This window comes from Streptacidiphilus sp. PAMC 29251 (genome assembly GCF_054208735.2).
The window spans coordinates 9,962,642-9,978,110 of record NZ_CM135725.2 but is presented as its reverse complement, the minus strand read 5'-3'; the positions used below and the strand labels follow the sequence as shown (position 1 = coordinate 9,978,110).

Below are 15,469 nucleotides of genomic sequence, written 5' to 3'. Positions count from 1 at the left end.
AATGCGATGCGCACCCTCCTCGGCGGGGGTGAGGATCCCAAGCTGGAGGCTCCCATGATCACGGTGTGCCGGATCGAAGACCTGCCGCCCGGCGAGTCGCTCCGGGTGACCGAGGGCGTAGCGGCCCCGGTCGCCCTGTTCAACGCGGACGGCACCGTGTACGCCGTCGACGACACCTGCACCCACCAGGACGCCTCGCTGGCGGACGGCTGGCTGGAGGGCTGCTTCGTCGAGTGCCCGCTGCACGCCTCCGCGTTCGACCTGCGCACCGGCCGGCCCACCTGCCTCCCCGCGAAGCGGCCGCTGACGACGCATCAGGTCACCGTGGCCGACGGCTTCGTGGTCCTCCACGTCGCCCAGGTCGCCGCGGTCGAACCCGCGTGAAGTCGATCACGGTCGTCGGCGCCTCGCTGGCGGGCCTGAGCACCGTCCGCGCGCTGCGCGAGCAGGGGTACGACGGCTCGGTCACCGTGGTCGGCGAGGAGCGCCACCAGCCGTACGACCGGCCCCCGCTGTCCAAGGACTTCCTCACCGGCGGGCTGGACGCCGACGCGCTCGCGCTCGGCAGCCCGGACGAGTACACCGACCTGGGCGCGCGGTGGCTGCTCGGCGAGCGGGCGGTGCGACTGGACCCGGCGGCCCGCAGCATCACCCTGGCGGGCGGCCGGGAACTGCGCTCCGACGCCGTCGTCATCGCCACCGGGGCAAGCCCCCGCACCCTCGCCGGGGCCGACGGGCTGGCCGGCGTCCACACCCTGCGCACCCTGGACCACGCCCTCGCCCTGCGCGCGGACCTGCTCGACGGACGGCCCCGGGTCGTGGTCATCGGGGCCGGCTTCATCGGCGCCGAGGTGGCCTCCAGCGCGCATGCCCTCGGGTTGGACGTCACGGTGGTCGAGGCCGCTGAGGTGCCGCTGGAGCGGGCGCTGGGGCGCCGGATGGGGCTGGTCTGCTCCGCGCTGCACACCGACCACGGGGTGCGCCTGCTCTGCGGCACCGGGGTGGCCGGGCTGGTCGGCGACGGCGGCGCGCCCGGCGCGGGCCGGGCGACTGCGGGTCGGGCCACTGCGGGTCGGGTGACCGGGGTCCGGTTGGCCGACGGGCGGTTGCTGCCCGCCGACGTCGTGGTGGTCGGCGTGGGGGTCAGGCCCGCGACCGACTGGCTGGCCGGCTCCGGCGTGGCGGTGGCGGACGGGGTGGTCTGCGACGCGGGGTGCGGCAGCAGCGTCCCGGGCGTGGTCGCGGTGGGCGACGTGGCCCGCTGCCCGCACCCGTTCACCGGGCGGCACGCCCGCATCGAGCACTGGACCAACGCGACGGAGCAGCCCGGGACGGCCGTCCGCACCCTGCTCTCCGGACGGCCGGCAGCGATGCCGGCCCGGCCGCCGTACTTCTGGTCCGACCAGTACCGGGCCCGGATCCAGCTGGCCGGACACGTCGCCGCCGACGCCGAGCCGCAGCTGGTCGAGGGCGACCTCGACAGCCGCTCGTTCGTGGCGGTGTACCGGCGAGGGGGGCAGGCCGTCGCCGTGCTCGCCATGAACCAGCCGAAGCTCTTCAGCCGGCTCCGGCGCCAGCTCACCCCGATCCCCGCGGCCGCCACCACGCCGGCCTGACGGAAAATCAGTCCCCGGTCGGCCGGTGGCGGTAGAACTCGGTGGTGTCGGGCTCCAGCGGGGTGTTGCCCAGCAGCAGGTCGGCGGCCTTCTCGGCGAGCATCATCACCGGGGCGTAGATGTTGCCGTTGGTCACATAGGGCATCGCGGAGGCGTCGACCACATGCAGCCCCTCCAGGCCGTGGACCGCCAGCGTGGACGGGTCCAGGACCGCCATCTCGTCGGTGCCCATCTTCGCGGTGCAGGAGGGGTGCAGGGCGGTCTCGCCGTCCCTGGCGACCCACTGCAGGATCTCCTCGTCGGTCGCGACGTCCGGGCCGGGCGAGATCTCGCCGTCGCTGTACGCGGCGAAGGCGTCCTGGCCGAGGATGCTGCGGGTGACCCGGATCGCCTCGACCCACTCCCGCCGGTCCTGCTCGGTGGAGAGGTAGTTGAAGGTCAGCGCCGGGTGCTCGCGCGGGTCCCTCGACTTGATCTTCACCGAGCCGCGGGCGTCCGAGTACATCGGGCCGATGTGGACCTGGTAGCCGTGGCCGCCGGCCGGTGCGGAGCCGTCGTAGCGCACCGCGATGGGCAGGAAGTGGAACATCAGATTGGGGTAGGCGACCTCCTCGTTGCTGCGGACGAAGCCGCCGCCCTCGAAGTGGTTGGTCGCCCCAGGGCCCTTGCGCAGGAACAGCCACTCGGCCCCGATGAAGGGCCGCCGCCACAGCTTCATCGCGGGTTGCACGGACACCGGCTGCTTGCAGGCGTGCTGGACGTACACCTCCAGATGGTCCTGCAGGTTCTCGCCGACGCCGGGCAGGTGCTGGACGGCCTTGATGCCGAGCGCGTCCAGTTCCGCCGCGTTGCCGACGCCGGAGAGCTGCAGCAGCTGCGGGGAGTTGATGGCGCCGCCGGAGAGGATCACCTTGCCGGCGCCGGCCCGGTGCACGCTCCGGCCCTGGCGGTACTCCACCCCGGTGGCGCGCCTGCCGTCGAACAGCACCCGGGTGACCAGGGCGCGGGTCCGCACCTCGAGATTGGGACGGCCCATCACCGGGTGCAGGTAGGCGCGGGCGGCGCTGAGCCTGCGGCCCCGGCGCAGATTGCGGTCGAAGGCGGCGAAGCCCTCCTGGCGGAAGCCGTTGACGTCGTCGGTGAGCGGGTAGCCGGCCTGCTGCACGGCCTCGAAGAACGCGCCGAACAGCGGGTTGGTGACGGGTCCGCGCTCCAGGACGAGCGGTCCGTCGTGCCCGCGGAAGCCGCTGTCTTGGACGCTGTTCGCCTGGTCGGCGAGGCAGTTCTCCATGCGCTTGAAGTAGGGGAGGCAGTGGGCGTAGTCCCAGTCCTTCATCCCGGCGTCGGCGGCCCAGCGCTCGTAGTCGAGCGGGTTGCCGCGCTGGAAGATCATGCCGTTGATGCTGCTGGAGCCGCCGAGGACCTTGCCGCGGGCGTGGTAGATCTTCCGCCCGTTCATGAAGGGTTCCGGCTCGGACTCGTACTTCCAGTCGTAGAACCGGCTGCCGATCGGGAAGGTCAGCGCGGCCGGCATGTGGATGAAGACGTCCCACGGGTAGTCGGGCCGGCCTGCTTCCAGCACCAGGACCCGGTTGGCGGGGTCGGCGCTGAGCCGGGCCGCGAGCGCGCAACCGGCAGAGCCTCCGCCGACGATGATGAAGTCGTACTGCTGCAAGGTCATGGTCTCCTGCCGAGAGCAGTGAGTTTCGCTAGGCGAAACGTCGTTCATACTGCGCAACAGTTTCGGGAACCGGCCAGGACCCGTCAAGGCCCTCGCTGCCCCCTTGCCAAACTGTTGTGAGGGGCGCAACAGTGTGCGTAGTCTGAAACAGTGCTGAGGAGGTCGTGATGTCCCAGCAGTTGCCCGAGCACCCCGACTGGCTGTGGCGCACCCCCGACCCCAAGCGCTCGTACGACGTGGTCATCGTCGGCGCGGGCGGGCACGGGCTGGCCACCGCCTACTACCTGGCCCGCAACCACGGCATCAGCAAGGTCGCCGTACTGGAGCGCGGTTGGCTGGCCGGCGGCAACATGGCCCGCAACACCACCATCATCCGGTCCAACTACCTCTGCGAGGAGAGCGCGGCGCTGTACGAGCACGCGCTCAAGCTCTGGGAGGTGCTGCCGGAGGAGCTGGACTACGACTTCCTGTTCAGCCAGCGCGGCGTGCTCAACCTCGCGCACACCCTGCAGGACGTCCGCGAGGGCACCCGCCGGGTCAACGCCAACCGGCTCGGGGGGTCGACGCGGAATGGCTCGACACCGACCAGGTGCGCGACTTCTGTCCGATCGTCAACACCTCCCCCGACGTCCGGTACCCGGTGCTCGGCGCCACCCTGCAGCCCCGGGCCGGTATCGCCAAGCACGACCACGTCGCCTGGGCGCTGGCCCGCCGGGCGGACGAGTACGGCGTCGACCTGATCCAGGGCTGCGAGGTCACCGGGTTCCTGCGGGACGGCGACCGGGTGGTGGGGGTGCAGACCAACCGGGGCCCGATCGCGGCCGGGAGGGTCGCGCTGGCGGCGGCCGGGCACAGCAGCGTGCTGGCCGAGCTGGCCGGGCTGCGGCTGCCGGTGCAGAGCCACCCGCTGCAGGCGCTGGTGTCCGAGCTGCTGGAGCCGGTGCACCCCACCGTGGTGATGTCCAACCATGTGCACGTCTACGTCAGCCAGGCGCACAAGGGCGAGCTGGTCATGGGCGCGGGCGTGGACTCCTACAACGGCTACGGCCAGCGCGGCTCCTTCCATATGATCGAGCATCAGATGGCGGCCGCACTCGAACTGTTCCCGATCTTCGCCAGGGCGCACGTGCTGCGCACCTGGGGCGGCATCGTCGACGTCACCCCGGACGCCTCACCGATCATCGGCCCCACCCCGGTGGAGAACCTCTACCTCAACTGCGGCTGGGGCACCGGCGGTTTCAAGGCCACCCCGTCCTCCGGGTGGGTCTACGCGCACACCATCGCCACCGGCGAGCCGCACCCGCTGGCCGCGCCCTTCGCGCTGGAGCGGTTCACCACCGGCGCCCTCATCGACGAGCACGGCGCCGCCGCCGTGGCCCACTGACCGCCACCCGACAGACCGTCCGACAGGAGTAACCGTGCTGCTGATCGCCTGTCCCTGGTGCGGCGAACGCGAGGAGCTCGAGTTCCACTACGGCGGGCAGGCCCATGTCGCCTACCCGGCGGACACCTCGGCGCTGTCCGACGCCGAGTGGGGCGAATACCTGTTCGTCCGCGACAACCCCAAGGGGCCGTTCGCGGAGCGCTGGTCGCACGCCGCCGGATGCCGGCGCTGGTTCAACGTCGTCCGGCACACCGTCACCCACCAGATCCTGGCCACGTACCCGGCCGGTCAGCCGAAGCCGGTGATCACTCCATGACCACGCCGAACCGACTTCCCCGCGGCGGGCGGGTCGACCGCTCCGCTCCCCTGCGCTTCCGTTACGACGGCATGGAGTACACCGGGCTGCGCGGCGACACCCTGGCCTCCGCCCTGCTCGCCAACGGCCTGCCGGGTGCCGCCCCCAGCCTCTACCGCGGGCGGCCGCGCGGCATCGTCACGGCCGGGGTGGCGGAGCCCAACGCCCTGGTCCAGCTCGACGGCCCCTGCTCGGAGCCGATGCAACTGGCGACGACGGTGGAGCTGTACCAGGGGCTGAGCGCCACCGGCCTCTCCGGACGCGGCCGACTCGACCCCGCCCCGGACGAGTCGGTCTACGACAAGATGCACGTCCACACCGACGTCCTGGTGGTCGGCGGCGGCCCGGCCGGCCTCGCCGCCGCGCTGGCGGCGGGGCGCTCCGGCGCCCGGGTGGTGCTGGTCGACGACCAGCCGGAACTCGGCGGATCACTGCTCTGCGACCAGGAGGAGATCGACGGCGGGCCGGCCCTGGACTGGGTGGACGCCGTCCGCGCCGAGCTGTCCGCACAGCCGGACACCCGGATCCTCACCCGGTCGACCGCCACCGGCTACTACGACCACAACTACCTGCTGGTCGCCGAGCACCGCACCGACCACCTCGGCCCGCACCCGGTCCCCGGCGTCTCCCGGCAGAGGTTGTGGCACATCCGGGCCCGGCGGGTGGTGCTGGCCACCGGCGCGCACGAGCGGCCGATGGTCTTCGCGGGCAACGACCGGCCCGGCGTCATGTCCGCAGCTGCTGTGCGCAGTTACGTCCACCGGTACGCGGTGCTGCCCGGCCGCCGCGCCGTCGTGCTGACCACCAACGACCATGCCTACCGGACCGCGCTGGCGCTGGTCGCGGCCGGCGCGGAGGTGCCGGTGCTGGTCGACACCAGGCCGGAGCCGCCAGCCGGCCTGGTCGAGGCCGTACGCCGGGCCGGGATCGAGGTGATCACCGGATCGGCCGTGGTCAGGACGCGCGGGGACGCCCAGGTGGCGGCCGTCCGGATCGCCGCCCTGGACGCCGACGACGCCCTCACCGGCCCCGTCCGCGAGGTGGCCTGCGACCTGCTCGCGGTGTCGGGCGGCTGGAGCCCCGCCGTGGAGCTGTGGAGCCAGTCCCAGGGCAGCCTGCGCTACGACGAGGGCCTCGCCGCGTTCGTCCCGGCGCAGGCCGCGCAGCAGGTCGACAGCGTCGGCGCCGCGCGCGGGGTGTTCGACCTCGGCGGCTGCCTGGAGGACGGGTTCGCCGCCGGTGCGCGGGCGGCGGGCCTGGCCGGCTTCCCGGCCGCCGTGCCCGCCACCCCGGCCCACTCCGGGGACGGACCGCCGTCCCGGCCGCGACCGGTGTGGATCGTGCCGGGTGAGGACGGCGACCCGGCCGACTGGCAGGACCACTTCGTGGACCTGCAGCGTGACGCCACCGTCGCGGACGTCCAACGGGCGATCCGGGCCGGCATGCGCTCGGTCGAACACATCAAGCGCTACACCACCATCGGCACCGCCCACGACCAGGGCAAGGCGTCCGGGGTGTGCTCCACCGGCGTCATCGCCCGGCTGCTCGGCGCCCGCTCACCGGGCGAGGTCGGCACCACCACCTTCCGCGGCCCCTACGTGCCGGTCTCCTTCGCGCTGCTGGCCGGTCGCGAGCGCGGGCAGTTGTTCGACCCGGTGCGCACCACCGCGATCCACCCCTGGCACGTCGAGCACGGCGCGGTCTTCGAGAACGTAGGGCAGTGGAAGCGCCCCCGGTACTACCCGAGGCCCGGGGAGGACATGGCGGCGGCCGTGCTGCGCGAGTGCCGGGCGGCCCGTGAGGGCGTCGCGCTGATGGACGCCACCACGCTCGGCAAGATCGACGTGATCGGCCCCGACGCCGGTGTGTTCCTGAACCGGGTCTACACCAACGGCTTCGCCAAACTGGCGGTCGGCTCGGCCCGCTACGGGGTGATGTGCCGGGCCGACGGCATGGTCTTCGACGACGGCGTGACCCTGCGCCTCGCCCAGGACCACTACATCATGGCCACCACGACCGGGAACGCCGCGGGCGTGCTGGACTGGCTGGAGGAGTGGCGCCAGACCGAGTGGCCCGAGCTGCGGGTCCGGTTCACCTCGGTCACCGAGCAGTGGGCGACGATCGCGGTGGTCGGCCCCCGGTCCCGCGAGGTCCTCGCGGCGCTCGCTCCCGGCCTCGACGTATCCAACGACGCCTTCCCGTTCATGACGGCCCGTGAGACCCGGCTGGCGAGCGGGGTTCCGGCCCGGATCTGCCGGATCTCCTTCTCCGGTGAGCTGGCCTTCGAGGTCAACGTCGCGAGCTGGTACGGCCAGGCCGTCTGGGAGTCGGTGGTCCAGGCCGGCGAGCCGCTGGGCATCACCCCGTACGGGACGGAGGCCATGCACGTGCTGCGCGCCGAGAAGGGCTACCCGATCGTCGGGCAGGACACCGACGGCACGGTCACCCCGCAGGACCTCGGCATGGAGTGGGTCGTCTCCCAGCAGAAGGACTTCATCGGCCGGCGCTCCTTCCAGCGCGCGGACACCGCACGCGGCGACCGCAGGCAGCTGGTCGGCCTGCTGCCGGTTGATCCCGCGGTGCTGCTGCCCGAAGGCGCGCAGCTGGTGGCGGACGCCGGGGCGGGGATGGACGCCGAGGCGGGGGTGGACGCCGAGGCGGGGGCGAACGCCGAGCTGGTGGCAGACGCCAAGGCGGCCGGGCCCACGCGGGCGCTGGGACACGTCACCTCCAGCTACCGCAGCGCGGCGCTCGGCCGTACCTTCGCCCTGGCCCTGGTCGCGGGCGGACGCGACCGCCTGGGCGAGACGGTGTACGCGCCGCTGCCCGGCGGCGTGATCGCCGCGACCATCACCGACTCCGTCCTCTACGACCCGAAGGGAACCCGCCGTGACGGCTGACACCCTGCGCCTGCGCCGCAGCCCGCTGGGGCACCTCGCCGACGTCCTCGCAGCGAACACCAGTCCCGGGGAGCAGGGGGTGGGTCTGCGCGAGATCCCCTTCCTGGCGCAGCTCGACCTCCAGCTGCAGCAGCATGGAACGGCCGCGCAGCGGATCGGGCGGGCGCTCGGCACGCCGCTGCCGACCGACCCGAACACCGTGGCGGCGGCCGGCGAGCTCCGGGTGCTCTGGCTCGGCCCCGAGGAGTGGCTGGTGGTCGGCCCGGACGGCTCCGGCCCCGCCACCGCGGCGATGCTCCGCGCGGCGCTGGAGGACGAGCCAGGATCAGTGGTGGACGTCTCTGCCAACCGAACCACGCTCGAACTGTCAGGACCGGCCGCCCGCGAGGTCCTGGCGAAGGGCTGCGCCCTCGACCTGCACCCGCGGGTGTTCACCCCGGGCCGTTGCGCGCAGACGCTGGTCTCCAAGGTGAACGTGATCCTGCACCAGACCGACCTGGAACCGACTTACCGCCTGCTGGTACGCGGCTCCTTCGCCCAGTACCTGGCGGACTGGCTGCTCGACGCCACGGAGGAGTACCGGCACCCGCCCCTCACGCCCTGACTGCGCAGGTGGGCGGCCTCGGCGGCCTTGCCGGCCTTGCGGGAGCCCGGACGTACCCGGGCCCCCGCAGCCCGGTCGGGTCCACTGCCTTCGGCTCCCCCCGACGTCCCGGCTCGCGTCCCGGTTCGCGTCCCCGGTCGCGCCCCCGGCGCAGGGCCCGTGGCACCGCCCGGATAGAGTCCCGACATGCTTGAGTTTTCTGGCGGCGCCCTCCCGCCCCGCGGCTCGCGGAGGGCGCGGTGAACGACACCATCACGGCAGCGGTCTCGATCGCGGCGCTGCTGCTCGCGGCATGGTGCGGATACGCCACCGCACGCAACCAGCCCACCAAGGACTGGCACCTGATCGGCATGGCCGTGGTCAGCGTGCTCGCCCTGGCGCAGCTGGTGGTCGGCATCGTGGACATCGCCGGCGGCCGCAAGCCGACCGGGGGAACCGTGGTCTTCTTCGCCTACGCGGTCGGTGCGGTGCTGGTGGTGCCGGCGGCCGGATTCATGTCGCTGGTCGAACGCACCCGCTGGGGTTCGGCGATCGCGACGGCGGGCGGCCTGGTGCTGGCCGCACTGGAACTGCGACTGGACAGCATCTGGGGAGGCGGGCATGGCTGACACACAGCTCGGACCGGACGCGGCACAGGACCGGACCGATGGGCCGGACCAAGCCGGGCGGAAGATCGGGGAAGGCCCCGGTCGGCTCCTGGTGAGCCTCTACGCGCTGTTCACGCTGGCAGCGGGCGGGCGCTCGATCTACCAGCTGATCGCGCAGTTCCACCACGCACCGCTGTCTTACATCCTTTCCGCGGTCGCCGCGACCATCTACGCGGTCATCCTGGTCACGCTGGTACGGGGTGGCCGGTCCGCCCGCCGGTTGGCCCTGGCCGGCTGCGTGGTGGAACTGGTCGGCGTCCTCACCGTCGGCACCCTGACGATCGTGCTGCCCTCGGCTTTCCCCGACCAGACCGTGTGGTCGTACTACGGCCTGGGATACCTGTTCATCCCGCTGGCCCTACCGGTCTCCGGCATCCTGTGGCTGCGCCGGGCCGATCGGCAACCCGGCGCCGTCACCGCTGCCGTCGCCGCACAGCCCTGATTCGGTGGCCTCCACGCCGCGCTGTGCCCCACGGCCCTGATCACGCCGGGGACCGCTGGGACCCGCTGGACCCGCGTCGGGCTACATCCGGCAGGTTTAGCCGTTCGGTCGGCGCGCGTCGAGCTTGGATTCCAGCCGCCGACGGCATGAGGGCCACTCGGCGTCGGTGATCGAGAAGATCGCGGTGTCGCGCAGCATGCCGTCCTCGCCGGGTGCCCACGACCGCGACCACTTGCGCAGCACGCCTTCGAGGCGGGCTCCCACGCTCTCGATCGCCGCACGGGACCGGGTGTTGCGGGAGTCGGTCTTGAGGTCCACGCGCGCGACTCCCCAATCCTCGAACGCATGCCGGAACAGCAGGTATTTGGCCTCCGTGTTGATACCGGTGCCCTGCGCGGAGGCCCCGAGCCAGGTGAAGCCCACCTCGACCGCGTACAGATCCCCGTCCTCGGAGCGCCGCGGGTCCCAGAAGGCGGTGGCGCCCACCGCCCGGCCGGACGCCCTGTCGATCTGCGCGTAAGGAACGAGCCGACCCGTGGCGGTCAGTGCATGGAGCTGGTCGACGTAGTTCGTGACCTCGTCCGCGGTGGCGGGGACCCGCGTGTACGCATACGACTGAGCTGACTGCGATGCGGCTGCGGCCAGATCCGCGGTGTGTCGGTGGTCAAGCGGTTCGAGGCGCACGAGCCGGCCTTCGAGAACCGGGCCTTCGAGATGGAAGCTCATGCGCCGGACTGTAGTGGGGGTCGCCGAACGTGCGGGGCGATTCCGCACGCGTCTGCGATGGCCGCCCGGCGGGGGCGGCGGACCGTACGCGAAGGCCTCCCGCACCCCTCTCCGACGGCGAACCGGCTGCGGCGCGGCACAGCGCAACGCGCCGGCCGGGGGCTCGACGAACGGGATGTGACGGAAGACCGCCGCCCCCGCCTACCGGCCCTTGTGCAGCCTGCCGGCCGCCACCCGGACTTCGGGCCGGGCACCGCGGAACAGCACGGTCGACGCTCCACCGAACGGGCCGGGTTTGCGGGCGGCCGCAACCGGGGGCGCGCGGACTGCGTTGTACACGGATGGGAGCGGTGGCTGTTGGGGCGCTGTGCTGGCAGGAGGGTGGAAGGGTGAGGGGAGGATTTCTGCGGACGGGGGCTGCGATGGCAGCCTGCGCGGCGGTGGTGGCTGCCGGCGGGGTCGCGGGGGCCACGGGTTCCGCGCAGGCATCGGGTTCCGCAGGGGCATCAGGTTCCGCACGGGCCTGGGCGTCCGAGCGGACATGGGCGTCCGGGCAGGCGGCGTCAACCGTCGCGGTGCCCGGGTCGGTCGCCGCCGCGGTAGGCACCGCCACCCGGGTAGGGGCCGTGCCCGGGTCGCAGCGGCTGACGGTCCAGGTGTGGCTGACGCCGGACACGGCGCGCGCTGCCGCGTTCGCGGATGCGGTGGCCACCCCGGGCAACCCCGAATTCCAGCACTACCTGAGCCCGGACGCCTACACCGCCGGATTCGGCCCCTCCGCCGCGCAGGCCGGAGCGGTGGCGGCGTGGCTCACCGGCCAAGGCCTGACGGGGGTTCAGGTCGACGGCGGCCGCGACTATGTGTCGGCGACAGGGCCGGTCTCGGCGGTCGAGTCGGCCTTCCAGGTGCGGATCGAGCAGTACCGGGCCGGGGAGGCCGCACGCGGGTCGGCGGGTCGGTCGGCCGTGTTCACCTCGAACGACCGCGAGGTGTCGGTGCCTGCCTCGCTGGCCTCGGACGTGCTGGGTGTGACCGGGTTGAGCAGCGCGTCCGCAGCGTCGCGGAGCACGTCCGCGTCCGGCCCGCGGAGCAGCGCGGCGGCCAAGGCGGCGACCTGTTCCTCGTACTGGGCGCAGCATGCGCACGCCCTGCACCCCGCCTACCGGGGGCTGACCCGGGCCTCGCTGCCGGTGTGCGGGTACTCCGCCGCGCAGCTGCGCGGCGCCTACGGGGCGACCTCGCGGGACACCGGCAGGGGCCAGACCGTGGCGCTGACCGAGGACGAGGCGCCGACCGCGATGTTCCGGACCCTGACGGCGTACGCCCGGAGCAACCATCTGCCGCTGCCGAAGCGCTCCCAGTTCCGGCAGGTCCAGGCCGGGAACTCCTGCAAAGCACCCAAAGCCGCGGCGGCGGACCGTGCGGCGCAGTTGCCGGCCGTCGACGTCGAGGCGGAGATGGACTCCGAGGCCGTCTACGCCATGGCGCCGGGCGCGAACCAGGTGATGGTGGTGGGCACCGGCTGCGACGAGGACCAGGCGCTGCTGGACGCGGCTTCGGCCGTGCTGACCGGGGACGGCCGCCACCCCCTGGCCTCCATCACGTCGAACTCGTGGCAGATCCCGCTGGGAGAGGTGTCCCCGCGGACCGTGCACGCCATCGACGTGCGGGCCGCGGCCGAGGGGGTCGGCATGTACGTCGCCTCCGGCGACACCCCCGGTCTGACGGTCACCGACTCCGACCCGTACGCGGTGGCGGTCGGCGGCACCACCCTCGGCATCGGGGCCGCGAAGAACCGGGTGTTCGAGACCGGGTGGTCCGACGACTACGGCTCGCTGGACCGCGGCAAATGGACCGACCTCGGCGTCAGCGGGGGCGGCGGGGGCGTCAGCGACGTCTATCGGCAGCCGTCGTACCAGAAGGGCGTGGTCCCGGCGTCGATGGCACGGGTCCGGGTGGCCAAGAAGACGGTGCTCGGCCGGACCGTGCCGGACATCGCCGCCGACGCCGATCCCGACACCGGCATGCTGGTCGGCTACACCGAGACGGACAGCCACGGGAAGCCGGGGCGCTACCGCACCGTGTCGAGTGCCGGCACCAGCCTGGCCACTCCGCTGGTCGCGGGCCTGGTCGCGGACGCCCAGCAGGGCCGGAAGGCGCCCTACGGCTTCGTCAACCCGCTGCTCTACCGCCTGGCCCGCACCGGGGCGTTCCATGACGCCCTGCCGATCAGCGCGTCCGCGCCGCAGCAGAACCGGGCCGCGTACCTCGCGCCCGACGACACCTTCACCGGCGCGGGCGTCGACGTCTTCGACGCCCAGCAGCGCCCCGACACCCAGCAGGTGACCGCCAGGGGCTACGACACCATGACCGGCGTCGGCACCCCGAACGGCGCCGCCTTCCTGGCCGCCCTGCGCCGCTGCCGCTGAGGACGGGCCGACAAGAGGAAAAAGAAAGCAGAAATACGGGCTCCGGATGCAACTGGGCGCCCCCGCCCCGCGTGACCTCTTCGATACGTGCGGGACGGAGGGGGAACCACAGTGGCGGGAGAGCGGGATGAGAGCTTCGACGGCTTCTACGCGGCGACATACCGGCGGACGGTGGGTCAGGTCTTTGCCATGACCGGCAGCCTGGCCGAGGCGGAGGACTGCGTCCAGGAGGCCTATGCCCGCGCCTGGCAGCGCTGGCAACGGGTGTGCGGTTACGCCGACCCGCAGGCATGGGTAAGGACCGTGGCCTATCGGATCTCCGTGTCCTCCTGGCGCAAGGCGGTGAACCGGCTGACCGCGCACCGCCGCAGCCGCCCGGATCCGGAGCTGCCCGGCCTGGGTCCGGACCACCTGGCGCTGGTCGCCGCGTTGCGGCAGATCTCGCCCGAGCAGCGGCAGGCGATCGTCCTGCACCATCTGGTCGGGCTGTCGGTGGAGGAGGTCGCCGAGCAGACCGGCGCTCCCGCAGGCACGGTCAAGGCCCGGCTGGCGCGCGGGCGCAAGGCACTGGCCCCACACCTGTCCGAGGAACCACAGGCCGGCGGACCAACCGAGCCGACCGTTGTCATCGGCAAGACCCTTGGCATGCGCGCCGCCGGAAAGGAGCACCGCTGATGCCAGAACAGCTGCCCGATCACGTCGACCAGTTGCTCGCGGGACTTGCGGAGGGCGCGGCCCGTACAGCCCGGGCCCAGGGCCCGGAAGCCGCCCGAAGGAGAGGAAGGAAGCGCACCATGCGCCGACGCATCGCCCTGTCCGCCCTGTCCCTGGCCGTGCTCGTCGGGGGGATAGGCACGGCTTTCGCGGTCACCGGCGGCTCTGGGCAGAGCCCGGCGGTGGTCGCCCCGAGCAGCAGCTCACCCGTACCCGTCCTCGTGCCCTCGGCCTCAGCGCCGGCCCCGTCCGCGTCCACGTCCGCCTCCACCGAGGGGACGCCCGCGGCCGCCCCGGTGCTGGCCCTGAAGCTTCCCTCGCAGTTGGCCCAGGGGACGTCGAACCAGGTGGGTTTCACCGTCGCCAACCCCGGTCCGGCCCGGACCGTGGACGTCCTGCTCGACCTGGGCAACCCGGCCTCCGCGCACCCGGGATCGACCGCGCCCGACGAGCGGGCCAGGGCGGTGCGTCTGGATCCGGCCACGGGAACCCCGAGGGACCTGCCGGTCTCCTACACCAGCGGCGTAGGCGGCTTCACCGACACCGCCGCCTACCGGCTGGCGCTCCCGGCCGACGGCAGCGTGACCGAGCGCCTCTTCGTGGTCCCGGCCGGCAGCAAGACTGTCACGTTCGGCGTCCGGCTCAGTCCGCCGGGCGGCCCCGCCGTCGTCCGGACCAGGACGCTGCCGCTGGTGGATCCCTCGTTGACGGCCACCGGACCGGCCTCGGTCACCACCGGGACCACCTCCGGCACCTTCACGTTCACCCTGGACAACACCACCGGTGCCGCGTACGACGGGATCCAGTTGCGGTCAGAGGCCGGGGGCTCCACCCCGGACTGCGACTTCACGCCGTTCCAGACGTTCAGCTGGTCGGAGGACGGCGGGCCATGGCGGACCGCGTCGCTGGGCTCCGGCCAGCCGCTGCTGGACACCGTGCAACTGGCCGCCGGACAGCGGCTGGTGGTGCGGCTGCGGCTGACCGTCCCCGGCAATCCGGCGTCCTGCCTGGGCAAGGGCTTCGTGTCGCTGAACGCGGCGAGCGCCGACGGCGAAATAGGGGCCGCGAACACCGCTGCCGCGCCGGGGGATACCGGGGCTCCGCCTGGATGCCCAGGCGCCCATCTTCGCCGTCCGCCGTGGCTGACCATGCACGCGGGGCCGCCCCGGCCGGGCCCGGGGCGGTGGGAGCGGCCTGCTCCTACCGCCCCGGGCCCCGGCGCCACCGTGCCGGACGTAGCCTCACCCAGGCGCACCCAACCAACCGGCAACCGCCGAGTCAGCGCGGCCGCCCCGTGGCGCAGGGCACGCAGGTGGTCGCGGCCGGACGGGCTTCCAACCTCTCCGCCGGGATAGGTTCCCCGCACTGCTCGCAGCGCCCGTACTCGCCCCGCTCCAGGCGTTCCATCGCCTGGTCCAGGTCAGCCAGGCGGGTTCGGGCCTGGTCAAGCAATGAGGCGACCTGGGCGCGCTCGAAAGCGGTGTTCGAGCCCTCCGGGTCATGCTCGTCGTCGACGGCCACCAAGGCGTTGGCCTCGATGATCTGGCTGAGCTCCCGGCTCAGCCCCGCGATCAACAGGACAGTCTCGGCACGTTCAGCAGTCAGCCGCCGGGCGGCAGAAACGGGCTCGGGGAGCTGGGGTGGCGGGTTCATGGCGCTCAGCGGCCCAGGTTCCCAAGGACGCTCGGGGCCGAGGAGGCGGCACTGGTATCGGGGTCGCCAGAGGTCGGAAACGAGGGCTCGGGCGGGCCGGGCTCGGACGGCTCAGACTCGGGCGGTCCAGGCTGGGCCGGGCCAGAATCGGGCGGGCCGGGCTCGGGCGGGCGGGACTCCGGAGGCCCGGGCCGGGCGGGTGAGGGCATCGAGGGAGGCCCACCGGCCGATGCGGTGGCCGAGGCACTGACCGCGGAACCCGGAAGCGCGTCCCCCGGCGATCCCTTGGCGGTCGTGTCGCACGCAGCCACCGCGACC

General features: G+C 73.0%; 11 protein-coding genes and 2 pseudogenes. 10 read left to right on the top strand and 3 right to left on the bottom strand.

Going from position 1 to position 15,469, the window contains the following annotated elements; genetic code table 11:
* Positions 1-54: 54 nt before the first annotated feature.
* The gene (locus ACXKR8_RS47650) at positions 55-384 is read left to right on the top strand and encodes a bifunctional 3-phenylpropionate/cinnamic acid dioxygenase ferredoxin subunit (RefSeq protein WP_458275261.1); all 330 of its coding nucleotides are present in this window, start codon (positions 55-57) and stop codon (positions 382-384) included.
* Entirely contained in the window at positions 381-1,616 is a 1,236-nt protein-coding gene (locus tag ACXKR8_RS47645) for an NAD(P)/FAD-dependent oxidoreductase (RefSeq protein WP_458270780.1), read from the top strand. The genes ACXKR8_RS47650 and ACXKR8_RS47645 overlap by 4 nt, the downstream gene beginning before the upstream one ends.
* 7 nt (positions 1,617-1,623) lie before the next feature.
* Here the strand turns inward: ACXKR8_RS47645 and betA are convergent, their stop codons facing one another.
* Positions 1,624-3,297 carry a choline dehydrogenase gene (gene betA, locus ACXKR8_RS47640; protein WP_458270779.1) on the bottom strand — a complete coding sequence of 558 codons (1,674 nt, stop codon included), beginning with the start codon at positions 3,295-3,297 and terminating at the stop codon, positions 1,624-1,626.
* Between the two features lie 167 nt (positions 3,298-3,464).
* Between betA and ACXKR8_RS47635 the strand changes: the two are divergent.
* The 5 genes and pseudogenes from ACXKR8_RS47635 to ACXKR8_RS47615 all read left to right on the top strand — a co-directional run bounded on the left by ACXKR8_RS47635 (position 3,465) and on the right by ACXKR8_RS47615 (position 9,629).
* Positions 3,465-4,681: pseudogene (locus ACXKR8_RS47635) on the top strand (sarcosine oxidase subunit beta family protein).
* Between the two features lie 34 nt (positions 4,682-4,715).
* Positions 4,716-7,936: pseudogene (locus tag ACXKR8_RS47630) on the top strand (sarcosine oxidase subunit delta family protein).
* A complete protein-coding gene (locus ACXKR8_RS47625) occupies positions 7,926-8,540 on the top strand; it encodes a sarcosine oxidase subunit gamma (protein WP_458270777.1) in 615 nt (204 codons plus the stop codon). Before ACXKR8_RS47630 ends, ACXKR8_RS47625 begins: the two are co-directional and overlap by 11 nt.
* Before the next feature lie 239 nt (positions 8,541-8,779).
* Positions 8,780-9,148, top strand: coding sequence for a hypothetical protein (locus ACXKR8_RS47620; RefSeq protein ID WP_458270776.1), 369 nt, complete (start codon positions 8,780-8,782; stop codon positions 9,146-9,148).
* Complete coding sequence (locus ACXKR8_RS47615; protein ID WP_458270775.1) at positions 9,141-9,629, top strand: hypothetical protein; 489 nt, start codon at positions 9,141-9,143, stop codon at positions 9,627-9,629. The genes ACXKR8_RS47620 and ACXKR8_RS47615 overlap by 8 nt, the downstream gene beginning before the upstream one ends.
* A 96-nt stretch (positions 9,630-9,725) precedes the next feature.
* Here the strand turns inward: ACXKR8_RS47615 and ACXKR8_RS47610 are convergent, their stop codons facing one another.
* On the bottom strand, positions 9,726-10,355 hold the full coding sequence (locus tag ACXKR8_RS47610; RefSeq protein WP_458270774.1) for a GNAT family N-acetyltransferase: 630 nt from the start codon (positions 10,353-10,355) through the stop codon (positions 9,726-9,728).
* Between the two features lie 341 nt (positions 10,356-10,696).
* On the opposite strand from ACXKR8_RS47610, the gene ACXKR8_RS47605 reads away from it, so the two are divergent.
* The 3 genes from ACXKR8_RS47605 to ACXKR8_RS47595 all read left to right on the top strand — a co-directional run bounded on the left by ACXKR8_RS47605 (position 10,697) and on the right by ACXKR8_RS47595 (position 14,853).
* On the top strand, positions 10,697-12,784 hold the full coding sequence (locus ACXKR8_RS47605; protein WP_462100173.1) for a S53 family peptidase: 2,088 nt from the start codon (positions 10,697-10,699) through the stop codon (positions 12,782-12,784).
* Positions 12,785-12,895: 111 nt separating this feature from the next.
* Positions 12,896-13,459 carry a SigE family RNA polymerase sigma factor gene (locus ACXKR8_RS47600; protein ID WP_458270772.1) on the top strand — a complete coding sequence of 188 codons (564 nt, stop codon included), beginning with the start codon at positions 12,896-12,898 and terminating at the stop codon, positions 13,457-13,459.
* Positions 13,459-14,853 carry a hypothetical protein gene (locus ACXKR8_RS47595; RefSeq protein ID WP_462100172.1) on the top strand — a complete coding sequence of 465 codons (1,395 nt, stop codon included), beginning with the start codon at positions 13,459-13,461 and terminating at the stop codon, positions 14,851-14,853. Before ACXKR8_RS47600 ends, ACXKR8_RS47595 begins: the two co-directional genes overlap by 1 nt.
* On the opposite strand, the gene ACXKR8_RS47590 is transcribed toward ACXKR8_RS47595, so the two are convergent.
* Positions 14,777-15,151: a TraR/DksA family transcriptional regulator gene (locus tag ACXKR8_RS47590; RefSeq protein WP_458270770.1), complete on the bottom strand. Its 375-nt coding sequence runs from the start codon at positions 15,149-15,151 to the stop codon at positions 14,777-14,779. The genes ACXKR8_RS47595 and ACXKR8_RS47590 overlap by 77 nt on opposite strands.
* Positions 15,152-15,469: the final 318 nt, after the last annotated feature.

What these genes read in the sequence shown, in the direction of transcription:
- ACXKR8_RS47650 (WP_458275261.1), top strand. Translation starts at nt 55, where the DNA reads ATGATCACGGTGTGCCGGATCGAAGACCTGCCGCCCGGCGAGTCGCTC.
- betA (WP_458270779.1), bottom strand. Translation starts at nt 3,297, where the DNA reads ATGACCTTGCAGCAGTACGACTTCATCATCGTCGGCGGAGGCTCTGCC.
- ACXKR8_RS47615 (WP_458270775.1), top strand. Translation starts at nt 9,141, where the DNA reads ATGGCTGACACACAGCTCGGACCGGACGCGGCACAGGACCGGACCGAT.
- ACXKR8_RS47610 (WP_458270774.1), bottom strand. Translation starts at nt 10,355, where the DNA reads ATGAGCTTCCATCTCGAAGGCCCGGTTCTCGAAGGCCGGCTCGTGCGC.
- ACXKR8_RS47605 (WP_462100173.1), top strand. Translation starts at nt 10,697, where the DNA reads ATGGGAGCGGTGGCTGTTGGGGCGCTGTGCTGGCAGGAGGGTGGAAGG.
- ACXKR8_RS47595 (WP_462100172.1), top strand. Translation starts at nt 13,459, where the DNA reads ATGCCAGAACAGCTGCCCGATCACGTCGACCAGTTGCTCGCGGGACTT.
- ACXKR8_RS47590 (WP_458270770.1), bottom strand. Translation starts at nt 15,151, where the DNA reads ATGAACCCGCCACCCCAGCTCCCCGAGCCCGTTTCTGCCGCCCGGCGG.